At 40.0% G+C, this 14084-nt stretch carries 11 protein-coding genes; 6 read left to right on the top strand and 5 right to left on the bottom strand.

Annotated elements, in window-relative coordinates:
- Positions 1 to 12 precede the first annotated feature (12 nt).
- Positions 13 to 1269 (top strand): tyrosine--tRNA ligase, encoded by a 1257-nt coding sequence (gene tyrS, locus ACLV7W_RS00755; RefSeq protein ID WP_000546888.1) that lies wholly within the window; start codon positions 13 to 15, stop codon positions 1267 to 1269.
- Positions 1270 to 1345: 76 nt separating this feature from the next.
- Here the strand turns inward: tyrS and ACLV7W_RS00750 are convergent, their stop codons facing one another.
- Together ACLV7W_RS00750 and ACLV7W_RS00745 are read right to left on the bottom strand one after the other, a co-directional pair.
- Positions 1346 to 3409 (bottom strand): heavy metal translocating P-type ATPase, encoded by a 2064-nt coding sequence (locus ACLV7W_RS00750; RefSeq protein ID WP_411865255.1) that lies wholly within the window; start codon positions 3407 to 3409, stop codon positions 1346 to 1348.
- Position 3410: 1 nt separating this feature from the next.
- Complete coding sequence (locus ACLV7W_RS00745) at positions 3411 to 3689, bottom strand: DUF6110 family protein (RefSeq protein ID WP_000910910.1); 279 nt, start codon at positions 3687 to 3689, stop codon at positions 3411 to 3413.
- Between the two features lie 151 nt (positions 3690 to 3840).
- Between ACLV7W_RS00745 and ACLV7W_RS00740 the strand changes: the two genes are divergently transcribed.
- On the top strand, positions 3841 to 4689 hold the full coding sequence (locus tag ACLV7W_RS00740) for a putative RNA methyltransferase (RefSeq protein WP_261067224.1): 849 nt from the start codon (positions 3841 to 3843) through the stop codon (positions 4687 to 4689).
- A gap of 105 nt (positions 4690 to 4794) precedes the next feature.
- Here ACLV7W_RS00740 and ACLV7W_RS00735 read toward each other — a convergent pair whose 3' ends face one another.
- The 3 genes from ACLV7W_RS00735 to malQ all read right to left on the bottom strand — a co-directional run bounded on the left by ACLV7W_RS00735 (position 4795) and on the right by malQ (position 9143).
- Positions 4795 to 5001: a hypothetical protein gene (locus tag ACLV7W_RS00735; protein WP_004262261.1), complete on the bottom strand. Its 207-nt coding sequence runs from the start codon at positions 4999 to 5001 to the stop codon at positions 4795 to 4797.
- A 340-nt stretch (positions 5002 to 5341) separates the two neighbouring features.
- On the bottom strand, positions 5342 to 7600 hold the full coding sequence (gene glgP / locus ACLV7W_RS00730) for a glycogen/starch/alpha-glucan family phosphorylase (protein WP_411865254.1): 2259 nt from the start codon (positions 7598 to 7600) through the stop codon (positions 5342 to 5344).
- 25 nt (positions 7601 to 7625) lie between these two features.
- Positions 7626 to 9143, bottom strand: coding sequence for a 4-alpha-glucanotransferase (gene malQ / locus ACLV7W_RS00725; RefSeq protein WP_000747274.1), 1518 nt, complete (start codon positions 9141 to 9143; stop codon positions 7626 to 7628).
- A gap of 478 nt (positions 9144 to 9621) precedes the next feature.
- Here malQ and ACLV7W_RS00720 point away from each other — a divergent pair, with 478 nt between their 5' ends.
- The 4 genes from ACLV7W_RS00720 (at position 9622) to ACLV7W_RS00705 (ending at position 14076) form a co-directional block, all read left to right on the top strand.
- Positions 9622 to 10893, top strand: coding sequence for an extracellular solute-binding protein (locus ACLV7W_RS00720; protein WP_023947615.1), 1272 nt, complete (start codon positions 9622 to 9624; stop codon positions 10891 to 10893).
- 110 nt (positions 10894 to 11003) lie between these two features.
- Positions 11004 to 12296 carry a sugar ABC transporter permease gene (locus ACLV7W_RS00715; protein ID WP_031237127.1) on the top strand — a complete coding sequence of 431 codons (1293 nt, stop codon included), beginning with the start codon at positions 11004 to 11006 and terminating at the stop codon, positions 12294 to 12296.
- Between the two features lies 1 nt (position 12297).
- Entirely contained in the window at positions 12298 to 13140 is an 843-nt protein-coding gene (locus ACLV7W_RS00710) for a sugar ABC transporter permease (RefSeq protein ID WP_001065642.1), read from the top strand.
- A gap of 135 nt (positions 13141 to 13275) precedes the next feature.
- Complete coding sequence (locus ACLV7W_RS00705; protein ID WP_023944002.1) at positions 13276 to 14076, top strand: DUF1189 domain-containing protein; 801 nt, start codon at positions 13276 to 13278, stop codon at positions 14074 to 14076.
- Positions 14077 to 14084 lie beyond the last annotated feature (8 nt).

Here is a 14084-nt window from a genome sequence, read left to right as displayed (position 1 = left end):
GAGAAAAGACACATGCACATTTTTGATGAGCTAAAAGAGCGTGGTTTGATTTTTCAAACGACTGATGAAGAAGCTTTGCGTAAAGCCCTAGAAGAAGGTCAAGTTTCTTATTATACTGGCTACGATCCAACTGCTGACAGCCTTCACCTAGGCCACCTTGTCGCAATCTTGACAAGTCGTCGCTTGCAGCTAGCAGGTCACAAACCTTATGCGCTCGTTGGCGGTGCTACAGGTCTCATCGGAGATCCGTCCTTCAAAGATGCTGAACGTAGTCTCCAAACAAAAGACACAGTAGATGGCTGGGTCAAGTCTATCCAAGGACAACTTTCTCGTTTTCTTGACTTTGAAAATGGCGAAAATAAAGCTGTCATGGTCAACAACTACGACTGGTTTGGCAGCATCAGCTTCATTGACTTCCTCCGTGATATCGGAAAATACTTCACTGTCAACTACATGATGAGTAAAGAATCTGTTAAAAAACGGATCGAAACAGGAATTTCTTACACTGAGTTTGCTTACCAAATCATGCAAGGTTACGACTTCTTTGTCCTTAACCAAGACCACAACGTAACGCTACAAATCGGTGGTTCTGACCAGTGGGGAAATATGACAGCTGGTACCGAATTGCTTCGTCGTAAAGCTGACAAGACTGGCCACGTAATCACAGTACCGCTTATCACAGATGCAACTGGTAAGAAATTTGGTAAATCAGAAGGAAACGCAGTCTGGCTCAATCCTGAAAAAACTTCTCCATACGAAATGTACCAATTCTGGATGAATGTTATGGACGCTGACGCTGTTCGCTTCTTGAAAATCTTTACTTTCTTGTCACTTGATGAGATTGAAGACATCCGCAAACAATTTGAAGCAGCTCCACACGAACGCTTGGCTCAAAAAGTCTTGGCTCGTGAAGTTGTTACACTTGTACACGGAGAAGAAGCTTACAAAGAAGCTCTCAACATCACTGAGCAACTCTTTGCAGGAAACATCAAAAATCTTTCTGTCAAAGAACTCAAACAAGGACTTCGTGGAGTGCCAAACTACCAAGTTCAAGCAGAAGAAAACCACAATATCGTAGAACTGCTCGTTTCATCTGGTGTGGTCAACTCAAAACGCCAAGCCCGTGAAGATGTCCAAAATGGAGCTATCTACGTAAATGGCGACCGTATCCAAGACCTTGACTATGTCTTGAGTGATGCAGATAAGTTAGAAAACGAACTGACTGTTATCCGTCGCGGTAAGAAAAAATACTTTGTATTGACTTACTAAACTATTCAACATTTACCTATAAACAAAGGAGTTAACCTCAAGAAAGGTAACTCCTTTTTGTTGTTGATAACCACATCTATCTATTTTTAATAGACAGACTACGCAGGACAATGCGCAAGGTTGTTAGATTATGTAAGATAGAGAGATTTGAAGGACTGAGCCAATTAAACAAGCCAAAGCCAATCAAACTACTATTTACGACAACGGTATCTTGAATATTCTTCTTGATGAGTTTTTGCAAAGATGATGATAGCGAATCCAACTCTTGGAAGAAATCCAAACGATTATCTAACAATAAGATATCACTCATCTGCTTAGAAATATCTGCACTCTCATTCATCACCACACCGATATCTGATAGGGTTAGAGCCGCTGAGTCATTCAACCCATCTCCAACCATCAAAATAGTATGACCTGCTTTCTGCAGTTCCTCTACTAACTCAAATTTCCCATCAGGTTTCAAGTCTGTATAGACCTGATCAAAGGGCAAATCTTTGACTAATTCCTCTGTCCTAACCAAGGTGTCCCCTGTTGCCAGAATCAATTTTTTCCCTTGTTCCTTAAGTTTCTCCAAGGCTGCCTTAGCTTCTTTTCTCAAAGGAGTATGAATGCAGAACATTCCAATCAATTCATTCTGATAAGCCAAGAATAAGAGATTGTAGTGACTCTTGTACTCTTCAATTAAAGCATTTTGTTCTGAACTGATATGAATCTGCTCATCCTGCATCAAGACATAATTCCCAATAAGAACTGGTTGGCCATCTATATGAGATTTGATCCCCTTGCTTGCAATATATTGGAGTTTCCCATGCATTTCCTCATGTTCAATTCCCTCTATCTCAGCTTGCTTGACGATGGCATTAGCAATAGGATGATAAATGTGTTCCTCAAGACAGGCACTGATTCTGAGAATATCTTCCTCACTATAGTCCCCAAAAGGTAACACCTTTTCAACTATAGGATAACTAGTTGTGATTGTTCCCGTCTTATCAAACAAGAAAGTATCAACTTCCAGATATTTCTCCAGAACATCCCCATCCTTAATCACCATTTCACGATTCAACCCCTCCTTGATAGCTGTCAAATAAGCTACAGGAGTAGAGATTTTCAAAGCGCAGGAGAAATCGACCAATAGGAAAGAAATAGCCTTAGAAAAAGAACCTGTCAATAGGTAAGTCAGCCCAGCCCCCAAGAAATTATATTTGACGACCTTATCCGCCATCTTGATGAAATAGCGTTGTTTCGTTTTCTTGTTTTCTTCAGATTTCTTCATCAACTCAATCAGTTGTAAAATCCGGCTGTTCATCTGATTATCGGTTACACGAATGCGTAACTCTCCAGTTTCTAATACTGTATTTGCACAAACCAAATCAGACTCTCTTTTTTCAACTGGAAAACTCTCTCCCGTCAAGGAACTTTCGTTGACCATACCTAAACCTGAAACTACTTGTCCATCAAACAGAATTTCATTTCCTTGAGATAGGACCAAGACATCTCCTATTTGAACATCGGAACTCTTGATACTAACAACCGTATCGCCCTGTACTAAGAATACATCGCTCTCTTTTGCAAGAAGGCTTTGTTCTAAATCTGTTGCAGTTTTTTTCAAGGACCACTGATCTAAATGATTCCCCAAATCAAGCATAAACATGATATTGCTAGCTGTCTTGGATTGGTTCATAAACAAGGACAATAAAATCGCCGAACAGTCCAAGACCTCCATCGTTAGTTCCTTACGCGCTAGTGTTTGATAGGCTTCTCTAATATAGCCAAAAGCCTGATAACAAGTCCATATATAGCGAATAGGATACGGCACAAAACTACGAAAAAGTATACGCTTAATCGCTGCACCTGAAACAATAGAATAAGCACTCTCTTCTCTACGAATGGGAAGAGTCATCAACTCAGAAACTTTCCCTTTATCAATTCTTTTTAAAAAGGCTTCTGCATTATCTAATACAGAAAAGCCTTCTTTTATACGTAGAGTAAAGTGCTGTTGATCCATGTAAAACTGGATAGACTCAATCCCCTTTTCATCTCTCGCCAAGGAACGAAGATAGTCTTGAATATCCAAGGTGAGTGAAAAAGAAGATGATAGTCGGATATGTTGGTATCCTCTATGTAGCACTTTAAAAGACATATTATTCTCCTATAAGGCTATCTAATTGCTCTTCTTTTTTCTCTTGCTCGTACAAATATTTGGCATCTTGCAAGACATCGTCTCCATGTTGTTTCACAACAGAAACAGATGCATCTAGCCCGTCTTTCAACTTGTAAGCCTTAGCCAAAGCTTTAGAATAACCTTTTTTAGCTTCCTTACTTGCTAAGATTTTCAAGCCAAGGGTACCAAATGCGACACCACCCAAAAAGAGTGATGATTTTTTCGCAACTTTTGCAACGGTTAATACTTCTTTTAACATACTTATTTCCTCCTTATCATTATTATATAGAAATTTAGATATAAAAGCAATTTTATTCTATAAATTGGAGAATTAGTTTTATTTCTACTGAATCTCCCATCTACTTATTCCTAAAGTTGCTTTCATTTGCCTCTTTTGATACACTTAAACTATGAATACAAATCTCAAACCCAAACTTCAGCGTTTTGCTTCTGCGACTGCCTTTGCCTGTCCTGTCTGTCAAGAAAATCTGACTCTGCTAGAGAGCAGTCTCAAATGCAACAATCGCCATTCTTTTGACTTAGCTAAATTTGGCTATGTCAATCTGGCACCTCAAATTAAGCAATCTGCCAACTACGACAAGGAAAACTTTCAAAATCGCCAAGAAATCCTAGAATCTGGATTTTATCAAGCTATTCTAGAGGTCGTCTCTGATTTACTTTCAAACTCAAAAAATGCCAAAACAATTTTAGATATCGGTTGTGGCGAAGGATTCTATTCTCGCAAACTTCAAGAAAGTCATCTTGACAAAACCTTCTATGCCTTCGACATCTCCAAAGATTCTGTCCAAATCGCTGCCAAGAGCGAACCCAACTGGGCAGTCAATTGGTTCGTTGGTGACTTAGCTCGTCTTCCTATAAAAGACGCCAGCATGGATATCTTACTTGATATCTTTTCCCCTGCCAATTACGGAGAATTTCGTCGCGTTTTATCCAAAGACGGCATCTTGATAAAGGTTATTCCAACTAAAAATCACCTCAAGGAAATCCGTCAGAAGGTACAAGACCAGCTGACAAACAAGGACTATTCAAACCAAGATATCAAAAATCATTTCCAAGAACACTTTACCATCCTATCTAGCCAAACTGCCTCTCTGACTAAAACTATCACAGCAGAACAGCTCAAAGCCCTACTCAGCATGACGCCCCTACTCTTTCACATCGACCAGAGCAAGATTGACTGGAGTCAACTGGCAGAGATTACTATTGAGGCTGAGATTCTGGTTGGGAAAGTACTATAATTGACACAAAAAACCGCATTTCAAGAAGATCTGCGGTTTTAAATTTCAATTTTTAAACTATCTATCCTAAAAGTCTAAAACATTTAAAGCTTTTAGCTTCTCCATTTATTTTCGATTCGAAATAACAAACTTATCAATAAATAACAAGTGAAATAAGGCCAGTACCAACCCCCACAAGCTACCACGAAAAGAGATTTCTTGATGATTGAGAGGAAACAAATCGTGGTTACCTATATAGAGGCATGTCAAAATCACAAATAGTATCCAAAATAAATCAGTCCATTTATATTTTGAAAAATATTTTTTCCACATAAAAACACCTTCTTTCCTATAATTATATTATAACACTTTATGTAAGCGAATACAAAAAATATGAGGTAAGCAACTACGAAGAAACATAAGGCTGAAATAAAGTGTTATGCGTTCACTGTATCTATGATTTCTATCTTTTTAAAACAAGATTGACCCAAACCCACAGCATTCAAAAAAGCGAATTTCAATCGAAATTCGCTTCATAGGAAAGTGTATTAGTATAAATCTTGTATCTTATACTCAATGAAAATCAAAGAGCAAACTAGGAAGCTAGCCGCAGGCTGTACTTGAGTACGGCAAGGCAACGCTGACGTGGTTTGAATTTGATTTTCGAAGAGTATTAGTTCAAGTGCCAGATATCTTCGTTGTACTGAGCGATTGTACGGTCAGATGAGAAGAATCCTGCTTTAGAAATGTTAACGATAACTTTATCCAACCATACGTCACGATCTTCGTAGTCAGCCAACATTTGCTCTTTGACTTTGATGTAGTCTTCCAAGTCAAGAAGAGTCATGAACCAGTCTTTGTTGATTAATTCATTGTAAAGACGTTCCAAGCGCTCTTTGTTTCCAGCTGCAAGAACTGCATCGCTAACGATGAAGTCAACCAATGGTTTGATAGCTTCACGAGCGTAGAATTCGCTTGATTTGTAAGCTGCTTTTGCGTAAAGATCGATAACAGTTTCTGAATCTTCACCAAAGATGTAGATGTTTTCGTCTCCAACCAACTCAGCGATTTCCACGTTAGCACCGTCCATAGTACCAAGAGTCAAAGCTCCGTTCAACATGAATTTCATGTTACCAGTACCTGAAGCTTCTTTAGAAGCAAGTGAGATTTGTTCTGAGATATCACATGCTGGGATAAGGAAGCTTGCTGCAGTAACGTTGTAGTTTTCAACCATAACTACTTGCAAGTGTGGAGCTACTGCTGGATCGTTAGCAATAACTTCTGACATGCAAAGGATCAAGTGGATGATGTCTTGAGCGATTGTGTAGGCTGGAGCTGCTTTACCACCAAAGAAGATTGTGATTGGGCGAGCAGGGATGTTACCAGCTTTGATGTCAAGGTATTTGTGGATCACGTACAAAGCGTTCATTTGTTGGCGTTTGTACTCGTGAAGACGTTTGATTTGGATGTCAAAGATAGAGTTTGGATTGATTTCCACACCTTGGTGTTCTTTCAAGTGACGAGCCAATTTACGTTTGTTGTGAGCCTTGATGCTTTCCAATTTTTCTTTGACAGCTGCTTTGTCTTCATAAGACAAGAGTTTTTCAAGCTCATCTGCTTCATGGTGCCAACCTTCTCCAATAATCTCATCCAAGTAGTGAGATAGTCTTGGGTTAGCATGCATGAGCCAACGACGGAAAGTGATACCGTTTGTTTTGTTGTTGAATTTTTCTGGGTAAAGGTCGTAGAAGGCTTTCAATTCAGAGTTCTTCAAGATTTCAGTGTGGAGTGCTGCTACCCCGTTAACACTGTATCCGTAGTGGATATCCATGTGAGCCATGTGAACACGCCCACTCTCATCGATAATTTGAACAGCTGGATCTTTGTATTCTGCTTTCACGCGACGGTCCAATTCTTCGATGATTGGTACCAAGTGAGGAACCACTTCTTGCAAGAATTCAAGAGGCCATTTTTCAAGGGCTTCAGCAAGGATTGTGTGGTTAGTGTAGGCAGTCATGCTACGAACAATTGAGATTGCTTCGTCAAGTTCGATACCACGAGCAGTCAAAAGACGGATCAATTCAGGGATGACCATTGATGGGTGAGTATCGTTGATTTGTACAACTGCGTAATCAGCAAGGTCATGCAAGTTGCTTCCTTTTTCGATTGCTTCGTCGATGATCAATTGCGCACCGTTTGAAACCATGAAATATTGTTGGAAGATACGGAGCAATTCACCTTGACGGTCACTATCATCTGGGTAAAGGAAAAGAGTCAAGTTGCGAGCGATGTCCGTCTTGTCAAAGTTGATACCATCTTCGATGATAGAAGAATCAACTGAATCCAAGTCAAACAAACGCAAGCGGTTCTTAGTTTCTGTCTTGTAACCAGGTACATCGATATCGTAAAGAGTTGATGTCAATGTGAAGTGAGCAAATGGCACTTGGTAGCTACGGCTTGAACGAACCAACCAGTTTTGCTCTGTCAACCATGCATTTGGAATTGTTTCTTGTTGATTATTTTTAAGAACTTGTTGGAAAAGACCGTAGTGGTAGTTAAGACCAACACCGTCACCGTTCAAACCAAGAGTAGCAATTGAGTCGATAAAGCAGGCAGCCAAACGTCCCAAACCACCATTACCAAGAGATGGTTCCAATTCAACTTCTTCAACTTCGATCAAATCTTTACCTGCAGCTGCAAGTTCTTTTTTGACATCGTCGTAAAGACCAAGGTTGATCAAGTTGTTTGACAAAAGTTTACCAATCAAGAACTCAGCTGAGATGTAGTAAACTTTTTTCTTACCAGTGTTAACTGGTTTTTTGCTACTTGCAAGCTTGCTGTAGTTAAGAAGAGCCAGGTAAAGCTCTTCATTGCTACATTCTGCAATGGTTTTATTGTAACGATTTTGTACAAATTCTTGTAGTGATAACATGTTTAAGGTGTCTCCTGATATTGTATTATTTCTTTAATTCTACCAAATTTTCATTGATTCGGCGATAGATTGTTGTCAAGTCAAGCAAGCCTTCCTCGACAGCTGGTGTCAATTGATCTTCAGTCATACGCCAAGACCAGTTTCCACCAAGGGTAGATGGGAAGTTCATACGAGCTGCCTCATCCAATTCTAGCAAATCTTGCATAGTTGCAATTGCCATGAAGCTAACTGATGAAAAGACTGTACGAAGCATAGCATGTGGCACTGTTTCGTATTCTTTACGGTTAGTGTAGCGAGCCATGTATTCACGAGTCGCATCATCGATCTCGTTACGGTACCAACCAAGTACCGTATTGTTATCGTGTGTTCCTGTGTACATAACTGAGTTAGCAGGTGCCAAGTGTGGGCTATCGATGCTTTCGTCTTCTGGGTTGAATGCAAATTGAAGAATCTTCATTCCTGGGAAGCCAGTACGTTCACGCAATTCGATAACTTCGTCTGTCATGAAACCAAGGTCTTCTGCGATGATGTTTAACTCACCAAGTTCTTCCTTAACGGCTGCAAAAAGCTTGTAGCCAGGACCTTTCACCCACTCACCAGGTGCTGCTGTATCGGAACCAGCAGGGATTTCCCAGTAAGATTCGAAGCCGCGGAAGTGGTCGATACGAACGATATCGTAGATTTTGAAGCTTTCACGCAAGCGTTCAATCCACCATTTGTAGCCGTCTTTGTCCATTGCTTCCCAGTCATAGATTGGGTTACCCCAAAGCTGACCAGTTGCAGAAAATTCATCTGGTGGGCATCCTGCGATGCAAGTCGCCTTACCGTTGACATCTGTCTTGAAGAGATGTGGATTTGCCCACATATCGCTTGAATCTTCCGCTACGTAGATTGGCATGTCTCCAACGATTTCGATGTGGTTGTCGTTAGCGTAAGCTTTCAATTTCAACCATTGTTGGAAGAAGAAGTATTGAGTCACACGGTGGTAAACCAACTTGTCTGCCAATTGCTCACGGTAGCTTTCAAGTGCTGAAGCTTTACGAGCACGAGCATCTGCATCTGGCCATTCAGTCCAAGCAAGATTGTCAAAATGCTCTTTGATAGCCATATACTCTGCAAAGAGTTCAAGCCATGATTGGTTGTCTTGAGCGAATTTCTCAAAATCCTTAACATCTCCTACTTCCAAGAAACGTTTTACCGCTTTTTCTAAAAGAGGACGACGTGCATAGTAGATTTTCGCATAATCAACTTCAGACGCATCACTACCAAAGTCAACCCCTTCAAGGTCACTTGCTTGCAACAAGCCTTGTTCCACCAAGATATCTAAATCGATAAAATGAGTGTTCCCTGCGAAGGCTGAGAAAGATTGGTAAGGAGAGTCTCCGTAACTAGTTGTTCCTAGTGGAAGGATTTGCCAGTAACGTTGTTTTGTGCGAACCAAGAAATCAACGAAGTCGTAAGCACTTTTACCAAATGATCCGATTCCGTATGCCCCTGGAAGAGAAGAAATGTGCATCAACACACCACTTTGACGTTTTTTCATAATAAGCACCTCATGTGTTTATAGTTAGATATTACATTTTTATGAACGCAAACGTTTGCGCTATTACTAGTATAACTCATTTTCTTGATAAATGCAAGCGGTTTTAAATAACTTTTTTGATTATTTTTTTTAAATTTTTTCTTCTTACTTGTATATATATCCTTTCAGGAAACAAACAAAATAGGAATAAGGGTTTCACTTACCTTATTAAGCAAAAATAAAGTGAGAATCCTCTCTGCTTTCCATTTGTAAATTAGGCAATCGTTTTCTCAACTTTTTTTAAATTTAAAACAAAACCAATTTTTGGGATTTTCTACTATTATATGATGATGAAGCGTTTACTTTTTTTACAATTTTTTTAAAAATTTTTACAAAAAACACTTGCAACCGCTTTCTGATTGTGTTATACTAGTCCCATAAAGGAAAACGTTTGCGTTTCCTCATTATAAAATTTGTTATTCTTTAGGAGGAATACACTATGTCATCTAAATTCATGAAGAGCGCTGCTGTGCTTGGAACTGCTACACTTGCTAGCTTGCTTTTGGTAGCTTGCGGAAGCAAAACTGCTGATAAGCCTGCTGATTCTGGTTCATCTGAAGCCAAAGAACTCACTTTCTACGTTGAAGACCAATATAAAGCCTTTGCTGAATCAGCTGCAAAAGCTTACGAAAAAGAAGCTGGCGTAAAAGTTACCATCAAAACAGGAGACCAAATGGGTGGGCTTGACAAACTTTCTCTTGACAACCAATCAGGTCAAGCTGCTGACGTTATGATGGCTCCATACGACCGTGTAGGTAGCCTTGGTACTGACGGACAACTTTCAGAAGTTAAATTGAGCGACGGCGCTAAAACAGATGATAAAACTAAATCTCTTGTAACAGCTGCTGATGGTAAAGTTTACGGTGCTCCTGCTGTTATCGAGTCACTTGTTATGTACTACAACAAAGACTTGGTAAAAGAAGCTCCAAAAACTTTTGCTGACTTAGAAAACCTTGCTAAAGATAGCAAATATGCCTTCGCTGGAGAAGATGGAAAAACTTCTGCTTTCCTAGCTGACTGGACAAACTTCTACTATGCATATGGACTTCTTGCTGGTAACGGTGCTTACGTATTCGGACAAAACGGTAAAGACGCCAAAGATATCGGTCTTGCAAACGACGGTTCTATCGCAGGTATCAACTACGCTAAATCTTGGTATGAAAAATGGCCTAAAGGTATGCAAGATACTGAAGGTGCTGGCAACTTAATCCAAACTCAATTCCAAGAAGGTAAAACAGCTGCTATCATCGACGGACCTTGGAAAGCTCAAGCCTTTAAAGATGCTAAAGTAAACTACGGTGTTGCAACTATCCCAACTCTTCCAAATGGAAAAGAATATGCTGCATTCGGTGGTGGTAAAGCTTGGATCATCCCATCAAGCACTAAGAACCTTGAAGGCGCTCAAAAATTTGTAGACTTCCTTGTTTCAACTGAAGAACAAAAAGCCTTCTACGATACAACTAACGAAATCCCAGCTAACACTGAAGCTCGTACATATGCTGAAGGTAAAAATGATGAGTTGACAACAGCTGTTATCAAACAGTTCAAGAACGCTCAACCAATGCCAAACATCTCTCAAATGTCTGCAGTTTGGGATCCAGCGAAAACTATGCTCTTTGATGCTGTAAGTGGTAAGAAAGATGCGAAAACAGCTGCTAACGACGCTGTAACATTGATCAAAGAAACAATCAAACAAAAATTTGGTGAATAAAAAATTTGTTCAAGGGGGGTGGAAATCAAATCCCCCTTTGAATTTATCAATCAAAAACATATATAGTTTAGGTTTTAATTAGAAACCAGTATCCTATGAAAGGAGTTATTATGGAAAAGCAACAACCTAGTAAAGCAGCTCTGCTGTCTATCATTCCTGGGTTAGGACAGATTTACAATAAACAAAAAGCCAAAGGTTTTATCTTCCTTGGTGTAACCATCGTATTCGTCCTTTACTTCCTAGCACTTGCAGCCCCTGAATTGAGCAATCTCATCACTCTTGGTGACAAACCAGGTCGTGATAATTCCCTCTTTATGCTGATTCGTGGTGCCTTCCATTTAATCTTTGTAGTTGTTTATGTACTCTTTTATTTCGCAAATATCAAAGACGCACATACAACTGCCAAACACATTAACAATGGCATACCAGTAGCACTTACCTTTAAAGAAATGGTCAAAGGAATCTATGAAAATGGCTTCCCTTACCTCTTAATCATTCCATCTTACATTGCCATGACTTTTGCGATTATCTTCCCAGTTATCGTAACCTTGATGATCGCCTTTACCAACTACGACTTCCAACACTTGCCACCAAACAAATTGTTGGACTGGGTTGGTTTGACCAACTTTACAAACATTTGGAGCTTGAGTACCTTCCGTTCTGCCTTTGGTGCCGTCCTTTCTTGGACTATCATCTGGGCTTTATCTGCCTCAACTTTACAGATCGTCATTGGTATCTTCACAGCTATCATTGCTAACCAACCATTTATCAAAGGAAAACGTATCTTCGGTGTTATTTTCCTTCTTCCTTGGGCTGTCCCAGCCTTCATCACTATCCTGACATTCTCAAACATGTTTAACGATAGTGTTGGTGCTATCAACACTCAAGTATTGCCAATCTTGGCTAAATTCCTTCCTTTCCTTGATGGTGCTCTTATTCCTTGGAAAACAGACCCAACTTGGACTAAGATTGCCTTGATTATGATGCAAGGTTGGCTTGGATTCCCATATATCTACGTTTTGACCTTGGGTATCTTGCAATCTATTCCTAACGACCTTTACGAAGCAGCTTATATTGACGGTGCTAATGCTTGGCAAAAATTCCGCAACATCACTTTCCCAATGATCTTGGCTGTTGCTGCACCTACTTTGATTAGCCAATACACCTTCAACTTTAACAACTTCTCTATCATGTACCTCTTCAATGGTGGAGGTCCTGGTAGTGTCGGAGGGGGAGCTGGTTCAACTGATATCTTGATCTCATGGATCTACCGTTTGACAACAGGTACATCTCCTCAATACTCAATGGCGGCTGCTGTTACCTTGATTATCTCTATCATTGTCATCTCAATCTCTATGATCGCATTCAAGAAACTACACGCATTTGATATGGAGGACGTCTAAGATGAATAACTCAATTAAACTCAAACGTAGACTGACTCAAACCCTTACTTACCTCTACTTGATTGGTCTATCAATCGTGATTATCTATCCACTGTTGATTACCATCATGTCAGCCTTTAAAGCAGGTAACGTCGCAGCCTTTAAACTTGATACTAACATCGACTTCAATTTTGATAACTTTAAAGGACTCTTTACTGAAACTCTATACGGTACTTGGTATCTCAATACCTTGATCATCGCCTTGGTTACCATGGCGGTTCAAACAAGTATCATCGTACTTGCTGGTTATGCCTACAGCCGTTACAACTTCTTGGCTCGTAAACAAAGTTTGGTCTTCTTCTTGATTATCCAAATGGTGCCAACCATGGCCGCTTTGACAGCCTTCTTCGTTATGGCGCTTATGTTGAACGCCCTTAACCACAGCTGGTTCCTCATCTTCCTATACGTTGGTGGTGGTATCCCGATGAATGCTTGGCTCATGAAAGGCTACTTCGATACAGTGCCAATGTCTCTAGACGAATCTGCAAAACTAGACGGTGCAGGACACTTCCGTCGCTTCTGGCAAATTGTTCTTCCACTTGTTCGCCCAATGGTTGCCGTACAAGCTCTCTGGGCCTTCATGGGACCTTTCGGGGACTACATCCTCTCTAGTTTCTTGCTTCGTGAGAAAGAATACTTTACTGTTGCCGTTGGTCTCCAAACCTTCGTCAACAATGCGAAGAACTTGAAGATTGCCTACTTCTCAGCAGGTGCTATCCTCATCGCCCTTCCAATCTGTATTCTCTTCTTCTTCCTACAAAAGAACTTTGTTTCAGGACTTACAAGTGGTGGCGACAAGGGATAATATATCCCCGCCACCCTTTTCTTATTGCTACAAAATATATACTAACAACAAGCAATTTATCCCCTAGACTTGAAATAAAGCACATTTCTCTATATAATAATACTCATATAGAAAACACCTTTTAGAAAGATACCTATGCTTCCATATCCATTTTCCTATTTTTCAAGTATTTGGGGATTTCGTAAGCCCCTGTCCAAACGTTTCGGGCTCAACTGGTTTCAACTGCTCTTTACCAGTATCTTCCTTATCAGCTTGTCCATGGTACCCATTGCCATCCAAAACAGCTCACAGGAGACTTATCCGCTAGAAACCTTTATCGATAATGTCTATGAACCTCTGACAGATGAAGTTGTCCAGGATCTCTCTGAACACGCTACAATTGTTGATGGTAATTTAACTTATACAGGCACAGCTAGTCAAGCGCCTTCTCTTGTGATTGGTCCAAGCCAAAGCAAGGAATTACCGAAAGACTTGCAACTGCATTTCGATACAAAAGAACTGGTCATCAGCAAGGAAAGCAAGGAGCTGACCCGCATTTCTTACCGAGCTATTCAGACTGAGAGTTTCAAAAGCAAGGACAGCTTGACTCAAGCGATTTCTAAAGACTGGTACCAACAAAATCGTGTCTATATCAGTCTCTTCCTAGTTCTCGGTGCTAGCTTCCTCTTTGGTTTAAATTTCTTTATCGTTTCTCTAGGAGCTAGTCTTCTCCTTTATATCACTAAGAAATCACGCCTCTTTTCATTTAGAACCTTTAAAGAGTGCTACCATTTTATCTTGAACTGTTTAGGATTACCAACTCTGATTACGCTTATTTTGGGCTTGTTTGGCCAAAATATGACAACTCTGATTACCGTACAAAACATTCTTTTTGTTCTATATCTGGTCACTATCTTTTATAAAACGCATTTCCGTGATCCAGATTACCATAAATAGGAGATTTT

This window comes from Streptococcus mitis, assembly GCF_965111735.1.
Classification (GTDB): domain Bacteria; phylum Bacillota; class Bacilli; order Lactobacillales; family Streptococcaceae; genus Streptococcus; species Streptococcus mitis_DR.
This window is presented reverse-complemented; position numbering and strand designations above follow the sequence as displayed.

What these genes read in the sequence shown, in the direction of transcription:
- ACLV7W_RS00735 (WP_004262261.1), bottom strand. Translation starts at nt 5,001, where the DNA reads ATGTGGAAAAAATATTTTTCAAAATATAAATGGACTGATTTATTTTGG.
- ACLV7W_RS00710 (WP_001065642.1), top strand. Translation starts at nt 12,298, where the DNA reads ATGAATAACTCAATTAAACTCAAACGTAGACTGACTCAAACCCTTACT.
- ACLV7W_RS00740 (WP_261067224.1), top strand. Translation starts at nt 3,841, where the DNA reads ATGAATACAAATCTCAAACCCAAACTTCAGCGTTTTGCTTCTGCGACT.
- malQ (WP_000747274.1), bottom strand. Translation starts at nt 9,143, where the DNA reads ATGAAAAAACGTCAAAGTGGTGTGTTGATGCACATTTCTTCTCTTCCA.
- ACLV7W_RS00720 (WP_023947615.1), top strand. Translation starts at nt 9,622, where the DNA reads ATGTCATCTAAATTCATGAAGAGCGCTGCTGTGCTTGGAACTGCTACA.
- ACLV7W_RS00745 (WP_000910910.1), bottom strand. Translation starts at nt 3,689, where the DNA reads ATGTTAAAAGAAGTATTAACCGTTGCAAAAGTTGCGAAAAAATCATCA.
- ACLV7W_RS00705 (WP_023944002.1), top strand. Translation starts at nt 13,276, where the DNA reads ATGCTTCCATATCCATTTTCCTATTTTTCAAGTATTTGGGGATTTCGT.
- tyrS (WP_000546888.1), top strand. Translation starts at nt 13, where the DNA reads ATGCACATTTTTGATGAGCTAAAAGAGCGTGGTTTGATTTTTCAAACG.
- ACLV7W_RS00750 (WP_411865255.1), bottom strand. Translation starts at nt 3,409, where the DNA reads ATGTCTTTTAAAGTGCTACATAGAGGATACCAACATATCCGACTATCA.
- ACLV7W_RS00715 (WP_031237127.1), top strand. Translation starts at nt 11,004, where the DNA reads ATGGAAAAGCAACAACCTAGTAAAGCAGCTCTGCTGTCTATCATTCCT.
- glgP (WP_411865254.1), bottom strand. Translation starts at nt 7,600, where the DNA reads ATGTTATCACTACAAGAATTTGTACAAAATCGTTACAATAAAACCATT.